This is a genomic window from Marmoricola sp. URHB0036, assembly GCF_000426045.1.
Lineage (GTDB): Bacteria > Actinomycetota > Actinomycetes > Propionibacteriales > Nocardioidaceae > Marmoricola.
In genome coordinates this window covers 140,512-166,664 of the sequence record NZ_AUEP01000006.1, presented here as the reverse complement: position 1 = coordinate 166,664, position 26,153 = coordinate 140,512, and the positions used below count along the sequence as shown (strand labels likewise).

26 protein-coding genes are annotated in these 26,153 nt (G+C 69.8%); 14 read left to right on the top strand and 12 right to left on the bottom strand.

All coding sequences use genetic code 11. The annotated features are described in order from the left end of the window. Positions 1-4: 4 nt before the first annotated feature. From H976_RS0107650 to H976_RS28605, 14 genes are all read left to right on the top strand, one after another. Complete coding sequence (locus H976_RS0107650; protein ID WP_036225341.1) at positions 5-775, top strand: pentapeptide repeat-containing protein; 771 nt, start codon at positions 5-7, stop codon at positions 773-775. A gap of 10 nt (positions 776-785) precedes the next feature. Then, complete coding sequence (locus tag H976_RS0107645) at positions 786-1,562, top strand: SDR family NAD(P)-dependent oxidoreductase (RefSeq protein WP_027861060.1); 777 nt, start codon at positions 786-788, stop codon at positions 1,560-1,562. A 148-nt stretch (positions 1,563-1,710) separates the two neighbouring features. Then, positions 1,711-2,925, top strand: a complete 1,215-nt coding sequence (locus H976_RS0107640; RefSeq protein ID WP_027861059.1) for an acetyl-CoA C-acetyltransferase — start codon at positions 1,711-1,713, stop codon at positions 2,923-2,925. A 29-nt stretch (positions 2,926-2,954) separates the two neighbouring features. Further along, on the top strand, positions 2,955-5,135 hold the full coding sequence (locus tag H976_RS0107635; RefSeq protein WP_027861058.1) for a 3-hydroxyacyl-CoA dehydrogenase NAD-binding domain-containing protein: 2,181 nt from the start codon (positions 2,955-2,957) through the stop codon (positions 5,133-5,135). Positions 5,136-5,304: 169 nt separating this feature from the next. Next, positions 5,305-6,027, top strand: coding sequence for an ABC transporter ATP-binding protein (locus H976_RS0107630; RefSeq protein WP_027861057.1), 723 nt, complete (start codon positions 5,305-5,307; stop codon positions 6,025-6,027). Beyond that, entirely contained in the window at positions 6,002-7,537 is a 1,536-nt protein-coding gene (locus H976_RS0107625; RefSeq protein WP_027861056.1) for a hypothetical protein, read from the top strand. The genes H976_RS0107630 and H976_RS0107625 overlap by 26 nt, the downstream gene beginning before the upstream one ends. Positions 7,538-7,693: 156 nt before the next feature. Further along, the gene (locus tag H976_RS0107620) at positions 7,694-7,972 is read left to right on the top strand and encodes an LPXTG cell wall anchor domain-containing protein (RefSeq protein WP_155918058.1); all 279 of its coding nucleotides are present in this window, start codon (positions 7,694-7,696) and stop codon (positions 7,970-7,972) included. A 49-nt stretch (positions 7,973-8,021) separates the two neighbouring features. Beyond that, positions 8,022-9,764 carry a DUF4012 domain-containing protein gene (locus H976_RS28610; protein WP_051276420.1) on the top strand — a complete coding sequence of 581 codons (1,743 nt, stop codon included), beginning with the start codon at positions 8,022-8,024 and terminating at the stop codon, positions 9,762-9,764. 187 nt (positions 9,765-9,951) lie between these two features. Next, positions 9,952-11,193: an acyl-CoA dehydrogenase family protein gene (locus H976_RS0107610; protein WP_027861054.1), complete on the top strand. Its 1,242-nt coding sequence runs from the start codon at positions 9,952-9,954 to the stop codon at positions 11,191-11,193. Then, a complete protein-coding gene (locus H976_RS0107605; protein WP_036225212.1) occupies positions 11,190-11,957 on the top strand; it encodes an SDR family NAD(P)-dependent oxidoreductase in 768 nt (255 codons plus the stop codon). Before H976_RS0107610 ends, H976_RS0107605 begins: the two co-directional genes overlap by 4 nt. After that, positions 11,954-13,018, top strand: coding sequence for a phosphotransferase family protein (locus H976_RS0107600; RefSeq protein ID WP_027861052.1), 1,065 nt, complete (start codon positions 11,954-11,956; stop codon positions 13,016-13,018). The genes H976_RS0107605 and H976_RS0107600 overlap by 4 nt, the downstream gene beginning before the upstream one ends. Beyond that, on the top strand, positions 13,018-13,656 hold the full coding sequence (locus H976_RS0107595; protein WP_027861051.1) for a histidine phosphatase family protein: 639 nt from the start codon (positions 13,018-13,020) through the stop codon (positions 13,654-13,656). The genes H976_RS0107600 and H976_RS0107595 overlap by 1 nt, the downstream gene beginning before the upstream one ends. An 87-nt stretch (positions 13,657-13,743) precedes the next feature. After that, entirely contained in the window at positions 13,744-14,508 is a 765-nt protein-coding gene (locus H976_RS0107590) for an SDR family oxidoreductase (RefSeq protein ID WP_027861050.1), read from the top strand. Positions 14,509-14,616: 108 nt separating this feature from the next. Continuing rightward, positions 14,617-15,162: a hypothetical protein gene (locus H976_RS28605; protein ID WP_155918056.1), complete on the top strand. Its 546-nt coding sequence runs from the start codon at positions 14,617-14,619 to the stop codon at positions 15,160-15,162. Between the two features lie 55 nt (positions 15,163-15,217). Here the strand turns inward: H976_RS28605 and H976_RS0107580 are convergent, their stop codons facing one another. The 12 genes from H976_RS0107580 to H976_RS0107525 form a co-directional block, all read right to left on the bottom strand. Beyond that, on the bottom strand, positions 15,218-16,615 hold the full coding sequence (locus tag H976_RS0107580) for an NAD-dependent succinate-semialdehyde dehydrogenase (RefSeq protein WP_027861049.1): 1,398 nt from the start codon (positions 16,613-16,615) through the stop codon (positions 15,218-15,220). Positions 16,616-16,689: 74 nt separating this feature from the next. Further along, positions 16,690-17,874, bottom strand: coding sequence for a hypothetical protein (locus tag H976_RS0107575; protein WP_027861048.1), 1,185 nt, complete (start codon positions 17,872-17,874; stop codon positions 16,690-16,692). After that, positions 17,871-18,218, bottom strand: coding sequence for a carboxymuconolactone decarboxylase family protein (locus tag H976_RS0107570; protein WP_027861047.1), 348 nt, complete (start codon positions 18,216-18,218; stop codon positions 17,871-17,873). Before H976_RS0107570 ends, H976_RS0107575 begins: the two co-directional genes overlap by 4 nt. Beyond that, entirely contained in the window at positions 18,215-19,114 is a 900-nt protein-coding gene (locus H976_RS0107565; protein WP_027861046.1) for an NAD(P)-dependent oxidoreductase, read from the bottom strand. The genes H976_RS0107570 and H976_RS0107565 overlap by 4 nt, the downstream gene beginning before the upstream one ends. Beyond that, positions 19,111-19,851, bottom strand: coding sequence for an SDR family oxidoreductase (locus H976_RS0107560; protein ID WP_027861045.1), 741 nt, complete (start codon positions 19,849-19,851; stop codon positions 19,111-19,113). The genes H976_RS0107565 and H976_RS0107560 overlap by 4 nt, the downstream gene beginning before the upstream one ends. A gap of 186 nt (positions 19,852-20,037) precedes the next feature. Next, positions 20,038-21,495 carry an aldehyde dehydrogenase gene (locus tag H976_RS0107555; RefSeq protein WP_027861044.1) on the bottom strand — a complete coding sequence of 486 codons (1,458 nt, stop codon included), beginning with the start codon at positions 21,493-21,495 and terminating at the stop codon, positions 20,038-20,040. Then, complete coding sequence (locus H976_RS0107550) at positions 21,488-22,057, bottom strand: hypothetical protein (RefSeq protein WP_036225209.1); 570 nt, start codon at positions 22,055-22,057, stop codon at positions 21,488-21,490. Before H976_RS0107550 ends, H976_RS0107555 begins: the two co-directional genes overlap by 8 nt. Then, positions 22,057-22,254: a ferredoxin gene (locus H976_RS0107545; RefSeq protein WP_027861042.1), complete on the bottom strand. Its 198-nt coding sequence runs from the start codon at positions 22,252-22,254 to the stop codon at positions 22,057-22,059. Before H976_RS0107545 ends, H976_RS0107550 begins: the two co-directional genes overlap by 1 nt. After that, entirely contained in the window at positions 22,251-23,579 is a 1,329-nt protein-coding gene (locus H976_RS0107540; protein WP_027861041.1) for a cytochrome P450, read from the bottom strand. Before H976_RS0107540 ends, H976_RS0107545 begins: the two co-directional genes overlap by 4 nt. Next, positions 23,576-24,352 (bottom strand): SDR family oxidoreductase, encoded by a 777-nt coding sequence (locus H976_RS0107535; protein WP_027861040.1) that lies wholly within the window; start codon positions 24,350-24,352, stop codon positions 23,576-23,578. Before H976_RS0107535 ends, H976_RS0107540 begins: the two co-directional genes overlap by 4 nt. Continuing rightward, positions 24,349-25,545, bottom strand: a complete 1,197-nt coding sequence (locus H976_RS0107530; protein WP_027861039.1) for a cytochrome P450 — start codon at positions 25,543-25,545, stop codon at positions 24,349-24,351. The genes H976_RS0107535 and H976_RS0107530 overlap by 4 nt, the downstream gene beginning before the upstream one ends. After that, on the bottom strand, positions 25,542-26,099 hold the full coding sequence (locus H976_RS0107525) for a TetR/AcrR family transcriptional regulator (RefSeq protein WP_036225205.1): 558 nt from the start codon (positions 26,097-26,099) through the stop codon (positions 25,542-25,544). The genes H976_RS0107530 and H976_RS0107525 overlap by 4 nt, the downstream gene beginning before the upstream one ends. Positions 26,100-26,153 lie beyond the last annotated feature (54 nt).

Genomic DNA, 26,153 nt, shown 5'->3' with positions numbered 1-26,153 from the left:
GCCGGTGACCGACCGCTCAGCCCTGCGCGCCGACTGCGCGTCCTGCGCCGGCCTGTGCTGCGTCGTACCCGCCTTCTCGGTCTCCTCCGACTTCGCGATCGACAAGCCCAGCGGCGTCCCGTGCCCGAACCTCGCCACCGACGACTTCGGCTGCACCATCCACAGCGAGCTGCCCGAGCGCGGTTTCCCGGGGTGCACGGTCTACGACTGCTTCGGTGCCGGGCAGCGCGTCGTCCAGCAGCACTTCGGGGGCCGCAGCTGGCGCACCACTCCGGGCATCCGCGAGGAGCAGTTCGCGACCTTCGAGGTCGTCGAGCGCTTGCACGAGCTGCTCTGGTACCTCGAGGACGCCGCCGGTCGTCGACTGCCCCGCGACCTGCGCGACGAGCTCGAGGGGCTGCGCTCGGCGGTCGAGCGGGCAGCCTCGGACGCCAGCGAGCGCGACGTCGTACCCCTCCAGCTGCGGGCAGACGCCCTGTTCGGTGAGGTGAGCGGCGCCGTACGACGAGGCGGCCGCAGCTGGCGTGGCCGCGACCTCGCCGGCCGTGACCTGCGCGAGGAGCCCCTCGCCGATGCCGACCTGCGCGGAGCACTGCTCCTGGGAGCGGACCTGCGGGACGTCGACCTCGGCCGGGCCGACCTGCTCGGGGCCGACCCGCGCGGTGCCGACCTCCGTGGCGCGGACCTGAGCCGCGCCCTGTTCATGACGCGCCTGCAGCTGCGGGCGGGGCGCTCCGACGAGACCACCCTGTTGCCGGACTGGGCCGCTCGCTAGCGTCGAGGCCATGGCTGACTCTTCTGACCACCGACTCGACGGAACCGTGGCGCTGGTGACCGGCGCCTCGAGTGGCATCGGACAGGCAACGGCGGCGACACTCGCCGCCCGGGGCGCTGCGGTCGCACTCGTCGCCCGTCGTACCGACCGCCTCGAGGAGCTCGCCTCGTCGATCGAGAAGGACGGCGGGCGTGCCCTGACCATCACCGCCGACGTCACCGACCGGGCGCAGGCCGAGCAGGCGGTGGCGGAGACCGTCGAGCGGCTCGGGCGACTCGACACCGTGATCAACAACGCCGGCGTGATGCTGCTCGGACCGATCGTCGACGCGCCACTCGAGGAGTGGGAGCGGATGGTCGACCTCAACGTGAAGGGGCTGTTGTACGTCGCCCATGCCTCGATCCCGCACCTGCTCGAGGCAGCCGACAGCGAGCCGCGTCGGGTCGCGGACCTGGTGAACATCTCCTCGGTCGCCGGTCGCGTCGCCCGCAACGGGAGCGGTGTCTACAACGCCACCAAGCACGCCGTCGGAGCGTTCAGCGAGTCGCTGCGCCAGGAGGTCACCGGCCGGCACCTGCGGGTCTCGCTCGTCGAGCCCGGTGCCGTCGCCACCGAGCTCGGCTCGCACAACCGGCCGGAGGTGCAGGAGGCGATGAAGCAGCGCTTCGGCGGCATCGAGCGGATGCAGTCAGAGGACATCGCCGAGACCATCGAGTTCATCGTCACCCGGCCACGCCACGTCGCGGTCAACGAGGTGCTGATCCGCCCGACCGAGCAGGAGGGCTGAGGTCGCCCGCTGGTGACTTCTCCCACATCTCGTCCGGATTGACGATGACAGTATTACTGTCATCATGAACAGCGAGCCTCCGCGTGACGCTACGCCCGCGTGAGCCCGTCAGTGCCACCACAGACTCCAGAAGGAGCAGGGAAACCACATGGCAACAGAAGCGTTCGTGTACGACGCGATCCGCACGCCCCGGGGCAAGGGGAAGAAGAACGGCAGCCTCCACGAGGTCAAGCCGGTGGACCTGGTCGTCGGCCTGCTCGACGCCGTCAAGGACCGCAACCCCTCCCTCGACGTGAACCGGGTCGACGACGTCGTGCTCGGTGTCGTCTCGCCGGTCGGTGACCAGGGCGGCGACATCGCCAAGACGGCCGCTCTCGCCGCTGGCTATCCCGACACCGTGGCCGGCGTACAGCTCAACCGCTTCTGCGCCTCCGGCCTCGAGGCGGTCAACCAGGCCGCGTCCCGCGTCCGCGGCGGCTTCGAGGACCTGATCCTCGCCGGCGGTGTCGAGTCGATGAGCCGCGTCGCCATGGGCAGCGACGGTGGCGCCTGGGCCTCCGACCCGGCCACCGCGTTCGGCACCTCGTTCGTGCCGCAGGGCATCGGCGCCGACCTGATCGCCACCATCGAGGGCTGGTCGCGCGAGGACGTCGACACCTTCGCCGTCGAGTCCAACCACCGCGCTGCCAAGGCGTGGGCCGACGGCCGCTTCGCCGGTTCGATCGTGCCGGTCAAGGACATCAACGGCGTGACCGTGCTCGACACCGACGAGTTCATCAAGCCCGAGTCGAGCGTCGAGGGCCTCGCCAGGCTGAAGCCGTCCTTCGCAGGCATCGGTGACCAGGCGGGCTTCGACTCCGTGGCGCTGGAGAAGTACCACTGGATCGAGCGCATCGACCACGTCCACCACGCTGGCAACAGCTCCGGCATCGTCGACGGCGCCGCCATCACGGCCATCGGCAACGAGCAGGTCGGCAAGGACCTCGGCCTCACCCCGCGGGCCCGCATCATCGCGACCGCGGTCTCGGGGGCCGACCCGACGATCATGCTCACCGGCCCGGCGCCGGCCGCCCGCAAGGCACTGGCCAAGGCGGGACTGGAGGTCAAGGACATCGACCTGTTCGAGATCAACGAGGCCTTCGCTGCCGTGGCCATGCGGTTCATGCGCGACCTGGACATCGACCACGAGATCACCAACGTCAACGGCGGCGCCATCGCGATGGGGCACCCCCTCGGTGCGACCGGCGCGATGATCCTCGGCACCCTGATCGACGAGCTCGAGCGTCGTGAGCTCAAGCGCGGCCTGGCCACGCTCTGCGTCGGCGGAGGCATGGGCATCGCCACGATCGTCGAACTGGTCTGACCCTCCCCGATCTCTCACAAGGACTGACAATGACTGACTCTGCAGTGCAGTACGACCGGGGAGACGACGGGATCGTCGTACTCACCCTGGATGACCCGACCGCGGGCGCCAACACCATGAACGACCTCTACAAGGACTCGATGCACGCGGCCGTCGAGCGGCTGTACGCCGAGAAGGAGGACGTGGCCGGTGTGGTGATCACCTCGGCCAAGAAGACCTTCTTCGCCGGCGGCAACCTCAAGGGGATGCTGGCCGCCACGCCCGACGACGCCCAGGCCGTCTTCGAGATGTGCGAGGCCATCAAGGCCGACCTGCGGCGGCTCGAGACGTTCGGCAAGCCGGTCGTGGCCGCCGTCAACGGCGCCGCCCTCGGCGGCGGGCTCGAGATCACGCTCGCCTGTCATCACCGGATCGTCGTCGACGACGACAAGGTCGAGCTCGGCCTGCCCGAGGCGACGCTCGGCCTGCTGCCCGGCGGCGGTGGCGTCACCCGCACCGTGCGCATGTTCGGCATCCAGTCCGCGCTCATGGACATCCTGCTGCAGGGCACCCGGTTCAAGCCGAAGGCGGCCAAGGAGAAGGGCATCGTCGACGAGCTGGTCAAGGACCGCGACGACCTCGTGCCGGCCGCCAAGAAGTGGATCAAGGCCCACCAGGACGACCCGCAGGCCGCGTCCAACCCGTGGGACCGCGAGGGGTTCAAGATCCCCGGCGGCAGCCCGTCGACCCCGTCGCTCGCTGCGTTCCTGCCGGCCTTCCCGGCGATGCTGCGCAAGCAGACCAAGGGCGCCGTCTACCCGGCGCCGCGCGCGATCATGGCCGCGGCGATCGAGGGTGCGCAGGTCGACTTCGACACCGCCAGCCGCATCGAGTCGCGTTACCTCGCGCACCTCATCACCGGGTCGAACAGCAAGAACATGATCCAGGCGTTCTTCTTCGACCTCTCCGCGATCAACTCCGGACTGCTGCGCCCCAAGGACGTGCCGAAGTTCACGGCGACCAAGGTCGGCGTACTCGGTGCCGGGATGATGGGCGCCGGGATCGCGTACTCCTGTGCGCGGGCCGGCATGGAGGTCGTGCTCAAGGACGTCGAGCAGGCCTCGGCCGACAAGGGCAAGGCCTACAGCGACAAGATCCTGAGCAAGGCCGTCGAGCGCGGCAAGATGGACGAGAAGAAGAAGGCCGAGATCCTCGACCGGATCACCGCGACCACCGAGGCCAACGACTTCAAGGGCTGTGATCTCGTCATCGAGGCGGTCTTCGAGGACCCGACGCTCAAGGCGCAGGTCTTCGGCGAGATCCAGGACGTCGTCAACTCCGACGCCCTGCTGTGCTCGAACACCTCGACCCTGCCGATCACCGACCTCGCCGAGGGCGTCAACCGTCCCGACGACTTCATCGGGCTGCACTTCTTCAGTCCGGTGGACAAGATGCCGCTGGTCGAGATCATCCGCGGTGCGAAGACGAACGACGTGGCGGTCGCCAAGGCGCTCGACGTGGTGATGCAGATCCGCAAGACCCCGATCGTGGTCAACGACAGCCGCGGCTTCTACACCAGCCGCGTCATCGGCACGATGGTCATGGAGGGTCTCGCCATGCTCGGCGAGGGCGTCCACCCGATGTCGGTCGAGCGGGCCGCAACTCAGGCCGGCTACCCGGTCGGCACGCTGCAGCTCAGCGACGAGCTGAACATGGAGCTGATGGCCAAGATCCAGAAGGCGACCGCCGACGCGGCGCCGGCCGGCTACCAGCCGCACCCGGGCGAGGCCGTGGTCTCGAAGATGCTCGAGGAGGGCCGTCCCGGCCGACTGCGCGGCAAGGGCTTCTACGAGTACGACGAGAACGGCGGCCGCGGCTCCCTGTGGAGCGGCCTGGCCGAGCTGTTCCCGCCGAACCCCGAGCCGGCCGACATCGAGGACCTCAAGGACCGCTACCTGTTCATCGAGGCGATCGAGACCGCGAAGTGCTTCGAGGAGGGCGTCATCGAGTCCTCCGCCGCCGCCAACATCGGCTCGATCATGGGCATCGGCTACCCGGCGCTGACCGGCGGCACCGTCCAGTTCATGCAGGGCTACGACGGTCGCACCGGCCAGGGCCTGCCCGGCTTCGTCGCCCGGGCCCGTGAGCTGGCCTCGACGTACGGCGACCGCTTCGCCCCCACCGACCGCCTCGTCGAGATGGCCGAGAAGGGCGAGTCCTTCCCGGCCTGACCCTCGCCGTACGCCCCGTCGGACATTTCGGAATGGGCGGGCAGGTGATTCTGGGGGCTGGCGGGCAAAGTACGGCCTGCCATCCCCCGGTTTCCCCGGACGTCCGGGGAAACTCAACAACTTCGCAAATCGGACTCGCATACCCCCGATCGTCAGGAACAATGGCCGGGTGGAGGATGCGAGCGACGGCGCGATCCGGGTCGAGATCAAGGGGCTGTGGGTCAAGTTCGGGGCGGTCGCCGCGGTGCGGGGGATCGACCTGACGGCGTACGCCGGACGCGCGACTGCGTTGCTGGGCCGCAACGGCGCCGGCAAGTCCACCACCATGCGCGTGCTGGCGGGCGTGATCCCGCCGACCGAGGGCGTCGTCCGGGTCGACGGGCTCGACGTGTCCGAGGACCTGCTGGCCGTGAAGCGGCTGACCGGCTACTGCCCCGACGTCGGTGGACTGGTGCCCCGCGCCACCCCGTGGGAGCACCTCCAGCTCGCCGCGCGCCTGCGCCGGATGGAGGGATGGGAGGACCGCGCCCAGGACCTGCTCGAGCGCTTCGAGCTCGGCGACGCCGCCCACCGCGTCACGTCCGGCTTCAGCCACGGCATGGGCCGGCGCCTCTCGGTGATCCTCGCCTGTTTCCACGAGCCCGCGGTGCTGCTGCTCGACGAGCCGTTCGACGGGGTCGACCCGCTCGGCGTCGAGGCGACCCTCGAGGTCATCGCCGACGCGCGCGCTCGTGGTGCCGCCGTACTCGTCTCCACCCACCTGCGTGACCTCGCGATGCAGGCCTGCGAGAACGCCCTGGTGCTGCGCGGCGGCGCCAGCGTCGCCGAGCTGCGGGCCCACGAGCTCGTCGGGGAGGAAGGCGCCGGTGTCTACCGCGCACTCCTGGACTGAGCTCCGCTCCAGCGGCCGAGACCTCGCGTCGCTGCTGGCGTTCCGGCGTGCCGGACTGACCGCCAGCGGGCACCGTCGGCTGCGTCTGATGGGGCTGCTCGTGCTCGCCCTGACAGTGACGGCTGCCGTGGCACCGGCGTACCTCGGCGGCGACTTCCCGCGCAAGAACAGTGGCAACGTCCTCGCCCTGCTCCCCTCGGCGTCGTTGGCCTTCCTGCTGCTGGCGACCTTCACCGCTGTGGCTTCTGCCGGAGGTCGCGAGGTGGTGCCCCGTGACCAGGCCGTGGCGTTCCCGGTCTCGCCGACCACTGACCACCTGGGCGCCCTGCTGCTCGCGCCCCTCAACATCGCCTGGATCATGCAGGCCTGGCTGTTGCTCGGCGCGGCATCGTACGCCCTGGGTCCCTCGCGCGTGTGGGCCTACGAGATTCCCGTCCTGCTCTGGATCGTGGCCGCCACGGCGCTGGCCCAGGTGGCCGGCTGGCTGGCTGAGGGGGTACGCCGAGGCCGGCACGGCATCGGCATCTTCCGTGTGCTGGTCGTCGTGTTCGCCCTCGCTCTCGGATCCCTGATCGTGACCGGCAGGCTTGCTCCCGTCCTGGACCACAGCCCCACCTCGCGGCTCCTGGTGCTGCTCCTCGACACGCAGGCCGGCTACTGGTGGCGGTGGGCGCTCGGTCTCCTCGTGCTCGCAGCGATCGGCCTCGCGGCCGTCGTGGTCGGCGCCATCCCCGCGCGGTGGGCGCTGCAGCGGCCGATGCGCGAGGAGCTGCGGCTGGAGTCGGGTCACTTCCCGGCGCGCCCGACCGCTGCCTCGGACTTCGTGATGATGCTCCGCATCGACCGCGCGGCCGTCTGGCGCTCGGTGCCGCTGCGACGCGGCATGACGGTCCTGGCCGTGATGCCGGGAGCAGTCGCGCTGGCCGGTGACCTGGAGTGGCGGATGCTGACCGTCCTGCCCGGGCTGGTCGCGTCGGGTGGTGCGCTCCTGTTCGGGGTGAACACCTGGTGCCTCGACGGTCGCGGCGCCCTCTGGCGAGACTCCCTCCCGGTGGGACCGCGGACCGCGTTCCTCTCCCGGGTCGTGGTGCTGATGGAGGTGCTGCTCTGCTCGGCCGCCCTGACCCTGGTCCTGGCCGCGCTGCGAGCCGGGCGTCCGACCGTCCCCGAGGCGGTCGCGCTGCTGTGCTCGACGATCGTGGTGGTCGTCCAGGTGATCGCCGCCGGGATGCGCTGGAGCATCGCGCGCCCCTTCGCCGTCGACCTGCGCAGTGCGCGGGCGACCCCGGCCCCGCCGGTCGTGATGGCCGGCTACAGCGCACGGCTCGCAGTGTCCACCACCTTCACCGGCCTGGCCTTCTCCGGACTGGCCGAGCTCCATGACGCGAGATACGCCGTGTGCGCCGCCGTGGTGTTCCTCTGCTGGTCCGGGTGGCGTCTCCTGAGGGCCACTCGACGGTGGGAGGATCCGGCCGTCCGGGCCCGGGTCGTGGCCACCGTGGCCGGCTGAATTACCCCGTCGGAAATGGCAAATTGTGGTGTTCACGCCGTATAGACCAGTCGTCGCGGATATCTCGTTTCGGGCGTGATCGACGTGTACGCATGCTGAGACCTGTGCAACGATTCAGTCGTTTACAGCAATCCATCACAACGGGGGAATTTCCGCATGAACAAGCTAATTGCCGGACTGCTCGTGGCACTCGCTGTCGCGCTCGGGTCCTTGGGCCTGGCCACTCCGGCGCAGGCCTACCCGGACACCCCGCCGACCACCGTGCCGCACGTCAACAGCACCACTCCGGACACCCAGGCCGCGGCGGCCACGACCACCAGCTCGGAGCTGCCGGGCACCGGCGGGCCGAACTCGGTGCTTCTCGGTGGTGGCGTGGCGCTGGTCCTCGTGGGTGGCGCGGTCGTCGTCGTCGCCCGTCGCCGTCAGACCAACTGAGGTCCCCGGGGCAGCGCGCGACTCCGAGCGGAGACCGTAGGTGTCCCGAGTGACGTCCTGGAGACGTCTGCTCCTCGGCCTGGCCGCAGGGCTCATCGTGCTGGTCGTCCTGGTGTTCAGCTACCAGGCGGTCCGGACGGTGCTCGCCCTGCGCGAGGCCAAGAACGAAGCGCACCAGCTCAGCGGTGAGTTGCGTCGCGACGACGTGGCCGCAGTGAAGAAGTCGCTGCGCACGATCGAGGCGAGGAGTGCGACCGCGCGCTCGCACTCCGACAACACCTTGTGGAACGCGCTGGCTCGCGTGCCGGTCCTCGGCGACGACGTCGATGCGGTCCAGGTGATGGCCCGGGCCCTCAACGACGCGTCGTCGAAGGTCTACGAGCCCGCCACGACCCTGCTGGACGCGCTGCAGGCCGACAACCTCAGGAACCAGGACGGCACGGTGAACCTCACCGCCGTCGCGAGTCTCGAGGCGCCCCTCCAAGACGTCGCCACGGCACTCCAGGGTGCTGTCGACCAGGTCGACGGGCTGGAGTCCGACCACCTGCTCGGACCCCTCCGCGATGTCACCACCAACGTGCGCAGCCAGCTCGACGAGACCCTCTCGGTCGCCAAGGGCGGGGTCAGCGTGGCTCGACTGGTGCCGCCGATGATGGGTACCGACGGCCCCCGCCACTACCTGCTCGTCGTGCAGAACAACGCCGAGGTCCGCTCGACGGGCGGCCTGCCGGGCTCCTTCATCATGCTGGACGTCGACCACGGCAAGGTGAGCCTGGGCGCACAGCACGCCGTGGACGACTTCCCCGTGCTGACCCAGCCGGTGCTGCCGTTGACCGCCGAGGAGCGGGCGCTGTACGGCGACAACCTCGGCGAGAACATCCGCGACACCAACCTGACCCCGGACTTCCCGCGCGCTGCCGAGCTGATCAACGCCCTGCAGAAGCGGGCCTTCGGGACCACCATCGACGGTGTCATCTCGGTGGACCCCGTGGTGCTGTCCGCGGTCCTGAGGGCCACCGGTCCCGTCAAGGTCGGGGACGACACCTTCACGGCCCACAACGTGGTGCCGCGACTGCTCAACCAGGTCTACAAGGACCTCGGCACCCGGGCCGAGCAGGACGCGTACTTCGACCGCGCCGCCCGCGGGATCTTCGGCGGCCTGATCACCCGCAACGTCGACCCGCTCAAGCTGATGCGCCAGCTGGGCAAGTCCTCGACCCAACGCCGCTTCCTGGTGTGGAGCGCCCACCCGGAGGAGCAGCGCCTCCTCGCCGGCACGGTGGCGAGCGGCGAGCTGCCGCGCGACACCGGCGCGAGGCCCCATGTCGGGCTCTACCTCAACGACGGCACGGCCGCGAAGATCGAGTACTACCTCGACTACTCGGCCTCGATCCGGGCAGCGTCGTGCACCGTCAGCGGCGGCCAGACGCTCCAGGTGGGCATGGTGCTGGACTCCTCGGCGCCGCGCCGCGGATACCAGCTCAACCACTTCATCACCGGCAACGGGGCCTACGCCCCGCGAGGCATGATGCGGCTGAACCTGCGCGTCTACGCACCGACGGGTGGCGAGCTGACCAGCCTGTCCGCCAACGGCCGGCCGGTGCGGATCGCGACGGCTGACCACGACGGTCGTCAGGTGGCGATCGTGACGATGTTCATCCGAGCGCACCAGGAGGTGCGCCTGTCGGCGGAGTTCCGGACCCGCGACGGCCAGCGGGGCGACCCGGTGCTCGACTGGACGCCCGGCGTACGCACCACCACGAGTCGAGCGACGGCCCAGAGCTCCTGCTGAGCAAGGGGGTGGCTCTCAATCCCATGTCCTGCTACGCGTCGCCCCACGGGCACCTCGCTGCGTTGTCGTCAGTCGTCGATGCTGACGCATCGCCTCCCTCCTCCGCCTTGCGATGCACTCCGTGGGGCGACGCTCGCGACGGACGAGGATTGAGAGACACGCCCCTGCCCTGAGTAGGGTCGGCGGCATGGATTTCTCCCCCTCTCCCCGGGCCGCCGAGCTCCTGGAGCTGGTCACGGCTTTCGTGCGTGACGAGATCGAACCGGTGGCGGCCGAGTACCACCAGCAGGTGAGCCGACCGCTCGGCGAGTGGCAGGAGTCGCCGCTGCTCGACGAGCTGCGAGAGAAGGCGCGCGCCCAAGGACTGTGGAACCTCTTCCTGCCGGCCGAGCACTCCGAGCAGTACGCGAAGCAGTTCGGTACCCATGGTGGTGCCGGGCTCGCGAACGCCGACTACGCGCCGCTGGCCGAGCAGATGGGACGCGTGATCTCCCTGGCGCCGTACGTCTTCAACTGCCACGCGCCGGACACCGGCAACATGGAGGTGCTGCTCAAGTACGGCACCGACGCGCAGCGGGCCGAGTGGCTCGAGCCGCTGCTGGACGGACGCATCCGTTCGGCCTTCACGATGACCGAGCCGGGCGTGGCCTCCTCCGACGCCACCAACATGGGGGCCACCGCGGTGGTCGACGGCGACGAGGTGGTCGTCAACGGGCGCAAGTGGTGGTCGAGCGGCATCGGTCACCCCGACTGCCAGGTCCTGATCTTCATGGGCCTCTCGGACCCCGACGCCGACCGCCACCACCGCCACACCATGGTGCTGATCCCGCGTGACACCCCCGGCGTCAAGGTCGAGCGGCTGCTCTCCACCATGAACGACCACGACGCACCGATCGGCCACGGCGAGATCAGCTTCGACGACGTGCGCGTGCCCAGGGACAACATCCTGCTCGGCGAGGGACGCGCCTTCGAGATCGCGCAGGGACGGCTCGGGCCGGGCCGGGTGCACCACTGCATGCGCCTGATCGGCCAGGCCGAGGTCGCACTCGAGCTGGCGATCAAGCGCGGTCTCTCGCGTACGGCGTTCGGCAAGCCGATCGTCAACCTCGGCGGCAACCGCGAGCGGATCGCCGATGCCCGGATCGCCATCGACCAGGCGCGGTTGCTCGTGCTCAACGCGGCGTGGAAGCTCGATGTCGGCGGCCCGCTCAACGCCCTCAGCGAGGTCAGCCAGATCAAGGTGATCGTCCCCAACGTCGCCCAGCAGGTCATCGACATGGCGATGCAGCTGCACGGCGGCGGCGGGCTCTCCGATGACTTCCCGCTGGCCGGGATGTGGACCAACGCCCGGGCCCTGCGACTCGCGGACGGACCCGACGAGGTGCACCGCGGTGTGGTCGCCCGCCTCGAGATCGAGAAGCACCGATGAACCACCCCTTGAGAGTGCTCGTGACCGGCGGTGCAGGTGGCCTCGGCGGCGCGCTGGTTGCCGCGTTCCGTGCGCGGGGTGACGAGGTGCTCGCCGCCGACATCGTCGAGGGGGCCGACCTGACCCTCGACGTCCGGTCCGACGACGACTGGGCGGCCGCGCGTGACTGGGTCGCGGAGCACTGGGGCGGGCTCGACGTCCTCGTCAACAACGCCGGCGTTGCCGGAGGTGGTCGCGTCGACGTCGCCGGCATGGACGAGTGGCAGTGGATCACCGAGATCAACCTGTTCGGCGTGGTCCGCGGCACGCGCACCTTCGTACCGATGCTCAAGCAGCAACGCTCCGGCCACATCGTCAACATCGCCTCGCTCGCCGGGCTGGTGCACCCGGCCGGGATGGGCTCCTACAACGCGGTCAAGGCGGGTGTGGTCGCGTTCACCGAGACCTGCGCGCACGAGCTCGCGGAGTGGGACATCCGGTGCTCGGCGGTGTGCCCGTCCTACTTCCGCACCCGGCTGATCGAGAACATGCAGGGCGACGACACAGCCGTCGGCCAGGTGATCGGTGGGCTGGTCTCGCGGGCACCGCTCGGCCCGGAGGACATCGCAGCGGCCGTGATCGAGGGGATGGACCGTGGTGAGGAGCTGATCCTGCCCGACCCGGCGGCACGGGCGGCCTACGAGCTCAAGCTGACCGACCGGGCGGCGTACGACCAGGTGATGCGCAAGCAGGCGGCGCGACTGAACGCACTGGGAGAACAGTGAGCGAGATAGACGGCGCGTCCGCCGTACGCGAGGAGGACCGGTTCGACGTCGACGCGGTGCGGACGTGGCTGGCCGAGCGTGGCACCGAGCTGGCCGAGGACGTGGAGGTGGCGCAGTTCGGCGGCGGTGCCTCCAACCTGACGTACTCGCTGCGCGACGGCTTGCACGACCTGATCCTGCGGCGCCCGCCGAGCGGCCAGAAGGCCAGGGGCGCGCACGACATGGGTCGGGAGTTCCGCATCCAGGACGGGCTGCGCGACGTGTTCCCGTTGGTGCCGGAGATGGTGGCGCTGTGCGACGACGAGTCGGTCATCGGCTCGGAGTTCTACGTGATGAAGCGTGTCGAGGGCATCATCCCGCGGCGCGACTTCCCGCCTGGCGTACAGCTCGACGAGAAGCAGACCCGCGAGCTGTGCACCAACGCCCTCGACGTGCTGATCGACCTGCACGGGGTCGACGTCGACGCCACCCCGCTGGCGTCGATGAACAAGGGGACCGGGTACGTCGAGCGGCAGATCTCCGGCTGGTCGACCCGGTTCCGCAACGCGCACACCGAGGACATCGGCGACTACGAAACCGTGATGGCCTGGCTGGCCGAGCACCAGCCCGACGACGTCGCGAGCTGCATGATCCACAACGACTTCCGCTTCGACAACCTCGTGCTCGACGCTGACGATCCCACCCGGCCGGTGGGCGTGCTCGACTGGGAGATGGCCACCGTCGGCGACCCGCTGATGGACCTCGGCGGGACGATGGCCTACTGGGTGCAGGACGACGACGACGAGTTCTTCCGCCAGTTCCGCCGCCAGCCGACCAACCTGCCCGGGATGCTGTCGCGGCCCGAGGTCGTCGACTACTACTGCGAGCGCACCGGCTACACGGTGACGCCGGAGCAGTGGCGGTTCTACGAGGTCTACGGCCTGTTCCGGCTCGGCGTGATCGCCCAGCAGATCTACTACCGCTACTTCCACCGGCAGACCTCCAACGAGGCCTACGCCATCTTCGGTCCGGCTGCGCAGCACCTCGAGCAGCGCTGCAACGCGATCATCGGAGCGTCCTAGTGGGGCAGATCCTCCTGGTCCGCCACGGGCAGGCCTCGTTCGGCGCCGATGACTACGACGTGCTGTCACCAGTGGGTGAGCAACAGGCCGCGGTGCTGGGCGAGTTCCTCGTGGGACTGAAGCCTGACGTCGTCGTACACGGCACCCTGAAGCGGCAACAGCGCACCGCCGAGATCGCCGCGCAGTCGGCGGGGTGGCAGGCCGAGCTGCGCACCGACGAGCGCTGGAACGAGATCGACCACCTGGCGATCACGGCCACGCACCCCAAGCACTTCGACGGCGAACCGGACGCACGCCAGTTCCAGGAGTGGTTCGAGAGGGCGACGGCGCGGTGGGCCTCAGGGGAGTACGACGAGGACTACACCGAGTCGTTCGTGGAGTTCCGGGAACGGAGTGCGGCGGCACTCGACGACCTCCTGGACGCGGGTACGGCGGTGGTGTTCACCTCCGGAGGGCCGATCGCCGCCCTGACCACCCAGCTGCTGGAGGCCGGCACCCCGACGTACCACCGCCTCGCCGCCGTCGTCGTGAACGCCTCCATCACCAAGGTCGTCACGGGGCGGCGCGGCACCACGCTGGTCTCCTTCAACGCGCACGGCCACTTCGAGGGTCGGGACGGGCTGCTGACCTACCGCTGACCCGGATGGTTGGGACCGATCCGCAGGTGGTTGTCCGCGTGCTGGCTGCCGCATGGTCCGAACTACCCGGGTTGGCAGGATGGCTCCATGGCTGACCCGAAGCGCAAGACCGTCCTGATCACCGGTGCGAGCAGTGGGCTCGGGGCCGAGATGGCCCGGCAGCTCGCCGCCCTGGGGCACGACCTGGCGCTTTGCGCGCGCCGGATCGAGAAGCTCGACGCCCTCAAGGGCGAGATCGCGGCGGCCCACCCGGAGCGCAGGGTCGAGGTCCGCACCCTCGACGTGAACGACGACGAGGAGGTGTTCGAGGTGTTCCGCGGTTTCAAGAAGGACTTCGGCACCATCGACCGGGTGATCATCAACGCCGGCATCGGCAAGGGCGCGCCGCTCGGCACCGGCCGGTGGGACGCCAACAAGGAGACCGCGATGACCAACTTCGTCGCGGCGCTCGCCCAGTCCGAGGCGGCCATGGAGATCTTCCGTGAGCAGGACGCCGGTCACTTCGTGATGATCAGCTCGATGTCGGCGATGCGGGGGATGCCCAAGACGATGACGACGTACGCCGCCACCAAGGCCGGTGTCGCCCACATCGCGGAGGGACTGCGCAACGAGCTCTACGGCAAGCCGATCAAGGTGACCGTGCTCTACCCGGGCTACATCTCCTCGGAGATGAACGAGCGGGTCGACCCGAAGAAGGCCAAAGGCATGGTCTCCACCGAGAAGGGCGTGCGCTCGATGGTGGCAGCCATCGAGAAGGAGGTCGACTCGGCCTGCGTCCCGCCGCTCCCGTGGGCCCCGATGAGCCTGGTCATGAAGCACGCCCCGCTCGGCGTGCTCAAGAAGATCATCTAGCGCAGCGAGCGCGGCTCGCCCCACGACGTCGAGCCGGTGGGTACCTGAGGGCAGGATCTGAGTACGAGTGCTCTGTCGGTGCCCGTGGCCGACGGGCACGCTGGGCAGATGACTAGATCGAGCACGATCCCGACGACCGGTCGTTTGTGGCTCACCGCCCTTGCGCTGGCACTCTTCGCGGCAGCCATGTGGTTCGCGTGGTTGGGATGGGACCACGAGTACTACCTCGTCGACGGAGTGGCGCAAGGTCCCTACCGTGCCTGGCAGGTCATCGGGTGCGGGGTCGCGATCGTGGCCGCCACGGTGGCCGCCTACCTGTGGGTGCCACGTGCCGGAGCGGTCTTCGTGCTCGCTGGTGCGGCGGCCATCGGATTCGCGGTGCCGTGGGCGTACGACGCCTCCAGTGACGACACCGGCCTGTGGCTGGTGGGCCTGATCATGCTGGCAATCGGCGGAGGCCTGGGCCTGACCGTCGTGCTGCTGGTGACCGACGTGCTCGTCAAGTCCGAGCGCACACCCACCCGCGACCTCGTCGTGTGCGGTTCGCTGACCGTGCTGGCCCTGCTCGTGTACGCACCGGCGGCAGTCGTCCCGCTGGCAGTGACGGTCTGGGTGTTCTTCCGCAGGTGGCTCCCGGACCGTCGCCACGCGTAGCGCTGGATGCGCAAGTCCAAGGGGGAGCGCGCTACGCCCCCTTGGACTTGCCCCTCTAGTCCGCGATGTAGAACATCCGCTTGTTGACGAACTCGTCCATGCCCAGCGGGCCGAGCTCGCGACCGAAGCCGCTGCGCTTGACGCCACCGAAGGGGACCTCGGCGCCCTCTCCGGCCGGGGTGTTGACGTTGGACATGCCCACCTCGAGGCGTTCGGCCAGCTTGCGCGCACGCTCGGTGTCCTTGCTGAACACCGCACCGCCGAGGCCGTAGTCGCTGTCGTTGGCGAGGGCGAGCGCCTCCTCGTCGCTGGAGACCGGGTAGACGACGGCCACCGGGCCGAACAGCTCCTCGCGGTAGGCGCGCATCTCCTTGGTGATGCCGGTCAGCACGGCGGGGGAGTAGTACGCCGCCGGCCCCTCGCCCAGGACACCCCCGGCGTGCAAGGTGGCGCCCTTGCTGACGGCGTCCTCGACCTGCTCGGCCAACCGCTCGGCCGCGGCCCGCGACGACAACGGAGCGAACGTGCCGTCCGCGCCCTGGGCCGGATCACCCGGCCGCAGGTCCCTGGCCAGTTCGGTGAGCCGGTTGACGAAGCCGTCGTAGACGTCGTCCATCACGATCATCCGCTTGTTGGAGTTGCAGGCCTGACCGGTGTTGCTGATCCGGGTCTCCCAGGCCAGGTCAGCGGCCGCGGCCGCGTCGTCGGTGTCCAGGATGACGTAGGGGTCCGAGCCGCCGAGCTCGAGCACGCACTTCTTGAGGTTCTTGCCGGCGATGGCGGCGACGACGGAGCCTGCCCGCTCCGAGCCGGTCAGGGAGACACCGGCGATCCGGGGGTCGCCGATGATCTGCTCGACCTGGTCGTGGGTGGCGAACACGTTCACGTAGGCGCCCTCCGGCAGACCCGCGTTCTTCATGATCTGCTCGACCGCGAGCGCACACCTCGGCACCGACTCCGCGTGCTTGAGCACGATGGTGTTGCCCAGCATCAGGTTGGGCGCCGCGAAGCGGGCGATCTGGTAGAAGGGGTAGTTCCACGGCATGATCCCCAGCAACGGCCCGATGGGCAGCTTCTGCACCATCGCCTTGCCGCCCGAGAACGTCTTGATCGGCTGGTCGGCCGCGAGCTCCGGCCCCTCGGTCGCGAAGTAGTCGAAGATCTCGCCGCAGAACTCCGCCTCGCCCTTCGACTCCTCCAGCGGCTTGCCCATCTCCTCGGTCGCGATCGCCCCCAGCTCGGCCTGTCGCTCGTTGAACAGCTCGCCGATCCTCTTGACGACCTTCGCCCGCTCCGCGATCGGCACGTCGCGCCAGGCGGCGTACGCCGTGTGCACGGCCGCGAGCGCCGACTCGATCTCCTTGTCGGTCGCGTAGTCGAAGGTCTCGACCACCTGGCCGGTGGCCGGGTTGACCACCTGGTAGGCCGGTCCGGATGTCTGGGTGTCGCTCATGGGATGCCTCGCTTCGGGTGGCGGCTGTGCTCTGGGTCGAACCTAGCCCCGCCCCCCACGTGGCACGCAAGCGGTCAGACCGGCGTGATCGGCAACGACCTGCGCGGCTCGAAGGCGAAGTCAGTCCCCGAGCTGAACCTCGTCACCGCGACCTCTCCCAGCTCCTCGGCGGCGTCGGGACGGGAGACGACCGACACCGTCCACGGTGAGCCGGAGACGACCACGTCGAGGTGCGGGTCGACCGCCTGCACGATCGCCTGCAAGGGGCGGACCTCCGCGGGGCCGACCAGCGAGACCCAGGCGCCGTCGAGATGGGCCGGGGAGTCGGCCGTCGCGACGTAGGCGACCGGGTTGAACAAGGGGTGCAACGCCAGCACGCGCTCGGCGCCTTCGCGCGAGGAAGGGAGGGACAGGGCTGCCCGGAGCCGGGAGGCCGCGACTCCGGCGATCCCGGTCAGCTGCTTCACGCAGATCTCGGTGGCCTCGGCGTCGGGCAGCCGCGAACTCACCGCACGCCGGAAGCCGAGGAACAGCAGGTGCATCTGCAGGCAGACCTCGTCGGCGATCCGGACCAGGGCCGGGTGGGAGAACTCCGCGAAGTCCAGGTCCGAGAGAAGCGGCCCCGAGTAGTCAGCCCGACCGGGCGAGGAAGGGTCGATCGGATCGAGCGCCAGGGTGGCGGCGCGCGAGTCCTGGAGCGCCAGGCACCCCGCTGAGAAGTCGACTGGCGGGTGGTCGTCGGAGATGGTGACGGTCCACTCGCAGTGCGGGGTACGGCCGGCCGGCGTGCGCGGCGGACGATGCACCGGGCGCACCTGGGCCCGGGGGTTGGTAGCGACAGCGGTCGCATCGAAGGTCGGGTCCTCGATGTCGTGGCACATCGAGCGCACGTAGTCGGGTCCCATCGGCTCGACGTCCATCAGGGCGCCGCAGTGGGCCAGCTCGAAGCGGCCGTGCCACGGGTCCTCGACGCTGTAGCGGAAGTCCATGAACTGTGGCGGAGCCCCGATGTCGAGCTGGAGTCCCTTGAAGATCGTGACCACGTCGTCGCCCTCGAACCGCAGGGCTCGCTGCATCCGGCGGGTGTAGATCGGCGAGGCCGCCATCCACTCCTCGATCGCGATCTGCGCCATCTTCTCGCGGCCGAGCGCGCTGATGCACCACGCCATCCCCGACCGGTCGATCAGCTGGCCGATCAGCAGCAGCTCCGGTACGACGACCGCGAGCTCCTGCTGCGAGAGCGACGAGTACTCGCTCATGTCGCGAGGATCTTCTCCACCACGTTGTTGAGCCGGGCGGCCACCGGCCAGCCCGCGTAGTGGGCCAGGAACACCACGATCTCGCGCAGCCCCTCGTCGTCGAGCTCGCCATTACGGTGCGCGGCGCCGAGCTGGATCTCGAGCACGTCGGTGGCGCCCTGTGCCGCGAGCATGCCGACCAGGAGCAGCCGCCGCTCCTTGGTGTCCAGCCCCGGCCGGCTCCAGATGTCGGCGAACAGGTGGTCGGCGGTGTAGCCGAAGAAGTCACCCGGCCCGTCCTGGAACTCCCAGCCGTAGACCTCGGACATCTTCTCGAGGCCGCGCTGTCGTCGCTCGTCGATCATGTCTGCTCTCCTTGACTGAGCCCGAGCCCGAGCCCGAGTCCGAGCCCGAGTCCGGGGGCGAGGTGGGTCCTCGCGTGCTGGGCGAGGGGTACGTCGATCCCGAGCTGGTCGGCCAGCGCGATCGCGAAGCCGAGGTCCTTCTCGCCGAGGGCCGCGACATGGGTGAAGACGCCGTGCCAGAAGTCGTCGGTGTCCAGTGGCGCCGTGGTGTCGCGGTACATGATCGCGCCCGGCCCGCCGGTGATGGCGTCGGTGTGCCGCACCACCTCACCGAGCGCGGCGAGGTCGAGTCCGGACGCCTCGGCCAGCCGTTGCGCCTCGGTGACGGCGGTGAAGGAGACGAAGTGGATCAGGTTGCGGGCCAGCTTCATCCGGGTGCCGGCGCCGACCGGCCCGGCGTGCACGGTCTTCGACGCCATCAGTGACAGTGAGGTCTCGGCCTCGGCGTACGCATCCGTCGGTCCGCCGACCATCATCGCCAGCGTCCCGTCGGCCGCGCCCATCGGTCCGCCGCTGACCGGAGCGTCGAGGAGGCGTACGCCGTGACGGCCGGCCACGTCGGCCAGCTCCTCCGGCGTGGTCGGCCCGACGGTGGAGTGGATGGCCACGATCAACGACGGGGCATCGTCCGGCCGCACCACACCGACGACCCGGCCGAGCACCTCGCGGACCTGGTCGTCGTCGCGCACCATCACGCAGACCAGGTCGACGCTCTCGGCCAGCTGGCCCAGGTCGCTCGCCACGCGGGCACCAGCCTGCTCGAGCTCGGTCACCGGCTGCGGCGCGACGTCGTAGACCCACACCGGGAGGTCGCCGGTCAGCAGCCGCAGCGCCATCGGCTTGCCGATGTTGCCCAGTCCGACGAAACCGACCGCCCTCATCCGAAGCTCTGTCATCTGAAAACCTGGCCACCGTCGACGTTGACGACCTGCCCGGTGACCCAGGACGCCTCGTCGGAGAGCAGGAACAGGCAGGCGCCGACCATGTCCTGCGGCGTGCCCATCCGCTTCAGGGCCAGACCCTTGACCAGGTCCTTGGCGGCGTCACCGGCCTGCTTGCGGGTCGCCTCGGTGTCGGTCGGACCGGGAGCGATCGCGTTGACGCGGATGTTCATCCCGCCGAGCTCGTGGGCCAGCTGCTGGGTCAGCCCGTTGATGCCGACCTTGGCGAGGGCGTAGAACCCGGCGTACAGCCAGGCCGCCGTCGAGCTCTGGTTGACGATCGCGCCACCACCGCGCGCCTGCATGTGCGGGTAGCACGCACGCGTCATCACCAGCGCGCCGTCGAGGTTCACCGACATGAACAACTTGTAGTAGTCCCAGTCGACGGTGACCAGCAGGTCGAAGGCCATCTCGCCGTAGATGGCGGCGTTGTTGACCAGCAGGTCGATGCCACCGAGCTCCTCGACGGCGCGGTCGGCCATCGCCTTGGCGGACTCGTGGGAGGACACGTCGGTCTCCACGAAGATCGCGCGGCCACCGTCGGCGTTGATCGACTCCGCGACGTCCTGGCCCTTGGCGCTGAGGTCGGCGACCACGACAGCCGCACCCTCGTCCGCCAGCCCGCGCGCGTAGGCCTCGCCGATGCCCTGCGCCGCGCCGGTGACGACCGCGACCTTGCCTGGAAACCTCATGTCACGGCCTCTCTTTGTTCGTTGGTTGAGGAGCGAGCGCCAGCGAGCGTCTCGGAACCACGCGATGCCGTCCCTCCGGCTGCTTTGCGTCTCACCGGGTTTCGAGACGCGTCGCCCAGTCCCTCGCTGCGCTCGGCCCTGGGTCGACGCTCCTCAACCTGGGCCGTGCTCCGTGCCTTCGCGAGCTCAGTCACGGACGGCCTCAGCAATGGTCTTGGTCTCGAGGTACTCCTCGAATCCGGCCACGCCCATCTCCCGGCCGATGCCGGACTGCTTGTAGCCGCCGAACGGCGCGTCCGGCGCGAACCACACCCCGCCGTTGACGGCGAGGGTGCCGGTGCGGATCCGGTTGGCGACGGCTCGTGCCCGTTCCGGGGAGCCGCTGTCGACCGAACCGGACAGGCCGTAGTCGGAGTCGTTGGCGATGCGTATCGCGTCGTCGTCCCCGTCGTGGGGGAGTACGACGAGCACGGGTCCGAAGATCTCCTCCCGCGCCACCCGGGAGTCGTTCGAGAGCCCGGTGACCAGGGTCGGCTCGACCCAGAAACCGTCCTGTTCGATGATCGAACCGCCGGTGGCGAACGTCCCGCCCTCATCCTCGGCGAGCGCGAGGTAGCGGGCGATCCGGTCCCGCTGCGCCTGGTTGATCACCGGCCCGCAGATCGTGCCGGAGTCGGTCGGGTCCTTGGCCCCGATCGAGGACATCGTCGTGGCGGCCACCTCGACCGCCTCGTCGTACCGCTCGCGGGGCACCACCAGGCGCGTGGTCAGGGCGCAGCCCTGGCCGGCGTGCACACAGACCGAGAACGCGGCGGTCCCGACGGCGGCGCCGAGATCGGCGTCGTCGAGGACGATCGCGGCCGACTTGCCGCCGAGCTCGAGGAACACCTTCTTCAGCGTCGGTGCGGCGGCCGCCATGATGGCGCGGCCGGTCGCGGTGGAGCCGGTGAACGAGACCAGGTCGACGCGCGGGTCGGTCGCGAGCACGGCCGCGACGCCGTTGTCGCGCGGCGTCACCACGTTGAGCACGCCGGGTGGCAGGTCGGTCTGCTCCGCGGCGAGCCGACCGAGCTCGGCCGCCACCCACGGGGTGTCGGGAGCGGGCTTGAGCACCACGGTGTTGCCGGCCAGCAGCGCCGGCCCGACCTTGGCGAGGTTGATCTGGTTGGGGAAGTTCCACGGCGTGATCGCCGCGACCACCCCGATCGCCTCGCGCCGGACGGTCCGACGGGTCGGGATGCCCATCGGCTCGGCGACGCCGAGGTCGGTCTCCCACTCGTAGCGCTCGGCCAGGTCGGCCGTCCAGGCGAGCCCGGCCACCGGTACGTCGTACTGCGGGCCGGAGGTGAGGAACGCAGGAGCCCCTGCTTCGGCGGTGGTGAGCGCGCGCATGTCGTCGCCGTGGTCGACGAGCGCCTGGTGCAGCTGGCGCACGCAGCGCACGCGCAGCTCGAGGTCGGTCGACCAGTCGGTGCGGTCGAAGGCGCGACGTGCGGCCGCGATCGCCGCATCGACGTCGTCGGCGCTGGCATCGGGTGCGACGCCGATCTCCTCGCCCGTGGCCGGGTTGAGGATCGGGTACGTCGCTCCGGTGCTCGCCTCGACCAGCGCGCCGTCGATCAGGAGGCGCGCCCGCTCAGTCATCGCCCACCACCGGCGGCCAGATCGTCGAGGGCAGCTCGGCGCGGGTGTAGTGACCCGGCTGCGACGGACCGTGCAGCCCCATCCGGTCCAGCAGGGTCTGCGGTGCCTTGCCGGAGCCGGCCAGCGCCAGGAAGGTGTGGGCGGTCGAGCCGAGGTCGAACCAGTCGCGCTGCCAGCCGATCTCGACACGGTCAGCGCTCTCGACCAGCCCGAACCACGAGCCGCCGATGCCGAGGATCTCGTACTCCTTGCCGGTCGACTCGTCCTCGATGCCGGCCCGCTGCTTCCAGAAGCCGATCACCATGCCGTTGGAGTCGTCCAGCACGGTCGCGGCGTAGTCGTAGTGCCAGCCGTCGAGCCCGGCCATCTCGTTGCCGAGCGCGAGGGTGCGGATCTCCTCGCGGCCCATCGCCATGAAGTGCTCGTCGGGGGTGTACATCCACCCGTAGGTCGCGTCCTCGGCGTAGTGCTCGGCGAGGATCCCCCAGTCCCGGCGTCGCTCCGCCTCCCGGTTGTCCGCGAGCCACTGGCTCCAGAACGCCTCCATCTGCGCGCGGTCCATCAGTCCTCCTCCACTGAGAGCGCCATCGCCGGGCAGTAGCGCACGGCGGCCAGCACCTCGTCGCGCTGCGACTCCGCCGGCTGGTCGATGAGTACGACGACCTGGTCGGTCGCCTCGTCGAAGCCGAAGACGTCCGGCGCCTCGGTCTGGCACATCTGGTGTGCCTGGCACAGGTCCAGGTCGGCGACCGCCCTCATCGCGATCGCCGCCGATACTTCACCCGGCACGGCTGCTCGAGCTGGATCACCATCTTCGAGCAGTCGTCGCGGTAGCTCTCGCTGGGCTGGGCGAGCTCGAACTCGTAGTCGCGCAGGATTACGGAGAAGATCGCCTTGAGCTGCATCATCGCGAAGGCGTTGCCGACGCAGCGGTGTCGTCCGGCGCCGAACGGGATCCAGGTCCAGCGGTTCTGGAGGTCCTCCTGGCGCGGGTCGACGTACCGGCCGGGATCGAAGAGCCCGGGCTCGGGGAAGTCCTCGGCGATGCGGTTGGAGACCCGTGGCGACGCGGCCACCATCGTGCCCGCCGCGATGGTGTGGCCGGCGAGCTCGACCTCCTCCTGCACGAGGCGCAGCAGGATGATCAGTGGCGGGTGCAGCCGCAGCGTCTCCTTGAGCGCGGACTCCAGGCGCGGGATCGAGCGCAGCGCCTGGAAGGAGACCTCGCTGCCGTCGGAGTAGAGATCGTCGAGCTCGGTGACCACGTCCTCGAGCACCTCGGGGTGGCGCAGCAGCTCGATCAGTGCCCACGCAGCCGTGCCCGAGGAGGTGTGGTGGCCGGCGAACATCATCGAGATGAAGATGCCGGTGATGTAGTCGGCCGACAGGTCGATGGAGATGAGGACGTCGAGCAGGTCGCGCTCGTCGCGAGGGACAGTGCCCCTGATCTTGCGCCTGTCGATGATCGCCTGGACCAGCTCGACCAGCTTCTCGCGCGCTGAGTCGCGCCGGCGGAAGGACTCGATGTCAGCGTACGGGTCGACGTAGGCCAGCGCGTCGGTCCCGCGCTCGAGGTCGTGGTAGTGCTGCGCGAAGGAGGCGTCGAGCTCCTCACGGAACGGCGTGCCGACCAGGCAGGCCGAGGTGGTGTAGATGGTCAGCTCGGCGAACCAGTCGAGCAGGTCGATCTCGCCCTCCTCGCCCCAGCTGCCGACCATGCGGCGGATCTCGTTCTCGATGGTGGTCGCGTGCCCGCGCATCATGTCGCCGCGCAGCGCCTGGTTCTTCAGCATCTGCTGGCGTTCCTCCGGGGTGGCGTCGAAGACCACGCCCTTGCCGAAGATCGGCGTCATGAACGGGTACGCCGCGGCCTGGTCGAGCGTGCTGTCGGGCGCCCGGAAGAACTGCTCGTTGGCCTCGGCACCCGAGACCAGTACGACGTCGCGGTCGGCCAGTCGGAAGCTGCCGATGTCGCCGCACTCCTCGCGCACGCGGTGCAGCAGCCCGATCGGGTCGGTCCGCAGCTCCTGCAGGTGGCCGTGCGGGTCGTCGGGGTTGAGGCGCGAGACCTCGGTGATCGTCACTGGTCCTCCACGGGGGCCTCGGGGGTCACTTCGACCAGGTTCAGGTGCACGCCGCGCGGTGCCGACACGATGGCGGCGATGGCGTTCGCGATCGCGGACGGCTTCAGGAAGTGCGGGTGCCGGGCGAGCCCGAAGCGCACCCACTGGTTGAGCACGTCGGCAGCGTCCTGGTCGTCCCAGGTGCTGCCCATCTCGCTCCAGGTCGGGCCCGGTCGCACGATGCTGGCGCGCACGCCCGTGCCCTCGAGCTCCATCTGCATCGACTGGGCCAGCCCTTCGAGTCCCCACTTGCTCGCGGCGTACGCCGCCATGAACGGCCGTGGCCGCACCGCCACGTCGGAGGACACGAACACCAGGTCACCGCGTCGCCGCTCGACCATCTCGGGTACGAACGCCCGCACCAGCCGGTGGGCGCCGAGCAGGTTGACGTCGAGCTCGCTGCGCATCCGCTCGGTGTCGACCTCGTGGATCACACCCGGGCCGACCGACCCGGCGTTGGAGACCACCACCTCGACGTCACCGAGGTCGGCGGCCACGGACGTCGCGAAGTCGGCGACCGAGCCGTCGTCGGTCAGGTCGAGCGGGTGTACGACGGCCTCGCCGCCGTTCTCACGGATCTGCGCTGCCACTTCCGCGCACTTCTCGGTGCGACGAGCGCCCAGCGCGACGGGGAACCCCTGCGCGCCGAGCACGAGCGCGGTGGCAGCGCCGATCCCGGACGAGGCGCCGGTGACGACGGCGGGCCGACGAGGGGGCTGGTCGTACTTGCTCATCGGGACTCCACCTGCACGGGCAGGCTCGCGAAGCCGCGCACGTTGGCCGAGTAGAACCGCACCGCTGAGGCGTGGTCGGCGTCGGCGGAGACGGCGCGGGACACGAGCGAGCGAAGCGCGACCCGCGACTCGAGCCGGGCCAGGTTGGCGCCCAGGCAGAAGTGGCGACCGCCGCCGAAGCTGAGGATCTGGCGCAGCTCGTCCTCGTCGCGGTGCACGTCGAACCGGTCGGGATCACTGAAGACCCGGTCGTCGCGGTTGGCGGCGCCCAGGCAGAACAGCAGCTTCGAACCCTGGGGGGCGGTCACGCCGTGCAGGGTCAGGTCGTCGCGCAGGTGGCGCGCGAGCAGCTGGGTCGAGGTGTCGTGGCGCAGCGTCTCCTCGATCCAGCGGTCGACGAGGTCCTCCTCGCCGGCGAAGACCTGGTCGCGCTGCTCGGGGCTGGCGGTCAGGTGGAACATCGCGTTGCCCAACAGCTTGGTGGTGGTCTCGTTGCCGGCCACGACCATCAGGAACAGGAACGCGATGATCTCCTGGTCGCTCATCCGGTCGTCGCCATCCTCGGCCGCGAGCAAGGCAGAGGTGAGGTCGTCGGCCGGCCGCCGCTTACGCTCGGCGAGGAGATCGGCGTAATAGCCGAACAGCGTCATCGCGGCCTCGATGCCTTCGGGGGGTACGTCGCGCAGTCCCGGCTCGCGATGGACGAGGAGATCCGCGAGCCGGCGTACCTCGTCACGGTCGGCCTCCGGCACCCCGAGCATCTCCGAGATCACGTCCATCGGCAGCTTGCCGGCGAAGGCGCCGATCCAGTCGAAGGAGCCCGACTCCATCACCTGGTCGAGGTAGTGGTCGGTGATCCGCTGGATCGACGGCTCCAGCTCGGCCACCCGCTTGGGGGTGAAGCCCTTGGAGACCAGCTTGCGCAGCCGGGTCTGTCGCGGCGGGTCCATCGCGAGGAACGACATCGTCTGGTGCGCGTACGGCGTCCAGGCGCTCGGGTCCAGCGAGACCCCCATCTCGTTGGAGTAGATGCCGTCGGTGCGCACGGCCCTGTGCAGGTCGGCGTGCCGGGACAGCACCCAGAAGTCGTGCTCCTCGTTGTGGAACAGCGGCGCCTCGTCGCGCAGCCGCTTGTAGACCGGGTAGGGGTCGTCCTGCAGGGCGTAGTCGTAGGGATCGAAGACGAGCGTCACGGGTTCCCCCTCATCACGACCGCGACGACGTCGTCGAGCCGGTCGGCGAGCTCGGGATAGGTGAACAGCCCCATGCCCGTCTGCAGGAGCGCCCCGGAGAAGGCGAAGAGCAGCGCCTCGAGGACCTGGGGCTGCACCGGGTCCCCGATCGCGGTCCGGAACCGATCGGCGAAGACGGCGCCGACCCGCAGTCGCAGGTCGCCCACCGCAGGGTCGGTCCCCAGGAGGGCCTTCGTCGCGGCGGCGGCGAGCGCCGGGGCGCTGGCGATGGTCTCGGCGAGGTGTCGCGTCGTCTGCTGCAGCCGACGAGTACTGCTCCGCCCGGTCAGCCGCGGCAGCTCGGAGTCGGTGAGATGACGCCAGAACAGCTCCGCGAACAGATGGTCGCGCGAGGCGAAGTAGTTGTACGCCGTGGCCGACGACACCCCAGCCCTGGACGCGACGGTGCGGATCGTCAGGACTTCGTGCCCGACCTCGTCGAGCTCGCTGCGTGCCGCTTCGAGCAGCCGGTCGAGGGTGTCGCCCTGACGAGGATGAAGCTCACGCCGGGGCATGCTAGACACCTGACTGGACACCTGTCCAATCTAGAACGAGTTCTCGTTCGCTGG

What these genes read in the sequence shown, in the direction of transcription:
- H976_RS0107610 (WP_027861054.1), top strand. Translation starts at nt 9,952, where the DNA reads ATGGATTTCTCCCCCTCTCCCCGGGCCGCCGAGCTCCTGGAGCTGGTC.
- H976_RS0107565 (WP_027861046.1), bottom strand. Translation starts at nt 19,114, where the DNA reads ATGACAGAGCTTCGGATGAGGGCGGTCGGTTTCGTCGGACTGGGCAAC.
- H976_RS0107575 (WP_027861048.1), bottom strand. Translation starts at nt 17,874, where the DNA reads ATGAGCGAGTACTCGTCGCTCTCGCAGCAGGAGCTCGCGGTCGTCGTA.
- H976_RS28605 (WP_155918056.1), top strand. Translation starts at nt 14,617, where the DNA reads ATGACTAGATCGAGCACGATCCCGACGACCGGTCGTTTGTGGCTCACC.
- H976_RS0107580 (WP_027861049.1), bottom strand. Translation starts at nt 16,615, where the DNA reads ATGAGCGACACCCAGACATCCGGACCGGCCTACCAGGTGGTCAACCCG.
- H976_RS0107525 (WP_036225205.1), bottom strand. Translation starts at nt 26,099, where the DNA reads ATGCCCCGGCGTGAGCTTCATCCTCGTCAGGGCGACACCCTCGACCGG.
- H976_RS0107550 (WP_036225209.1), bottom strand. Translation starts at nt 22,057, where the DNA reads ATGGACCGCGCGCAGATGGAGGCGTTCTGGAGCCAGTGGCTCGCGGAC.
- H976_RS0107645 (WP_027861060.1), top strand. Translation starts at nt 786, where the DNA reads ATGGCTGACTCTTCTGACCACCGACTCGACGGAACCGTGGCGCTGGTG.
- H976_RS0107570 (WP_027861047.1), bottom strand. Translation starts at nt 18,218, where the DNA reads ATGATCGACGAGCGACGACAGCGCGGCCTCGAGAAGATGTCCGAGGTC.
- H976_RS0107605 (WP_036225212.1), top strand. Translation starts at nt 11,190, where the DNA reads ATGAACCACCCCTTGAGAGTGCTCGTGACCGGCGGTGCAGGTGGCCTC.
- H976_RS0107555 (WP_027861044.1), bottom strand. Translation starts at nt 21,495, where the DNA reads ATGACTGAGCGGGCGCGCCTCCTGATCGACGGCGCGCTGGTCGAGGCG.
- H976_RS0107590 (WP_027861050.1), top strand. Translation starts at nt 13,744, where the DNA reads ATGGCTGACCCGAAGCGCAAGACCGTCCTGATCACCGGTGCGAGCAGT.
- H976_RS0107545 (WP_027861042.1), bottom strand. Translation starts at nt 22,254, where the DNA reads ATGAGGGCGGTCGCCGACCTGGACCTGTGCCAGGCACACCAGATGTGC.
- H976_RS0107635 (WP_027861058.1), top strand. Translation starts at nt 2,955, where the DNA reads ATGACTGACTCTGCAGTGCAGTACGACCGGGGAGACGACGGGATCGTC.
- H976_RS0107640 (WP_027861059.1), top strand. Translation starts at nt 1,711, where the DNA reads ATGGCAACAGAAGCGTTCGTGTACGACGCGATCCGCACGCCCCGGGGC.
- H976_RS0107560 (WP_027861045.1), bottom strand. Translation starts at nt 19,851, where the DNA reads ATGAGGTTTCCAGGCAAGGTCGCGGTCGTCACCGGCGCGGCGCAGGGC.
- H976_RS0107535 (WP_027861040.1), bottom strand. Translation starts at nt 24,352, where the DNA reads ATGAGCAAGTACGACCAGCCCCCTCGTCGGCCCGCCGTCGTCACCGGC.
- H976_RS0107620 (WP_155918058.1), top strand. Translation starts at nt 7,694, where the DNA reads ATGAACAAGCTAATTGCCGGACTGCTCGTGGCACTCGCTGTCGCGCTC.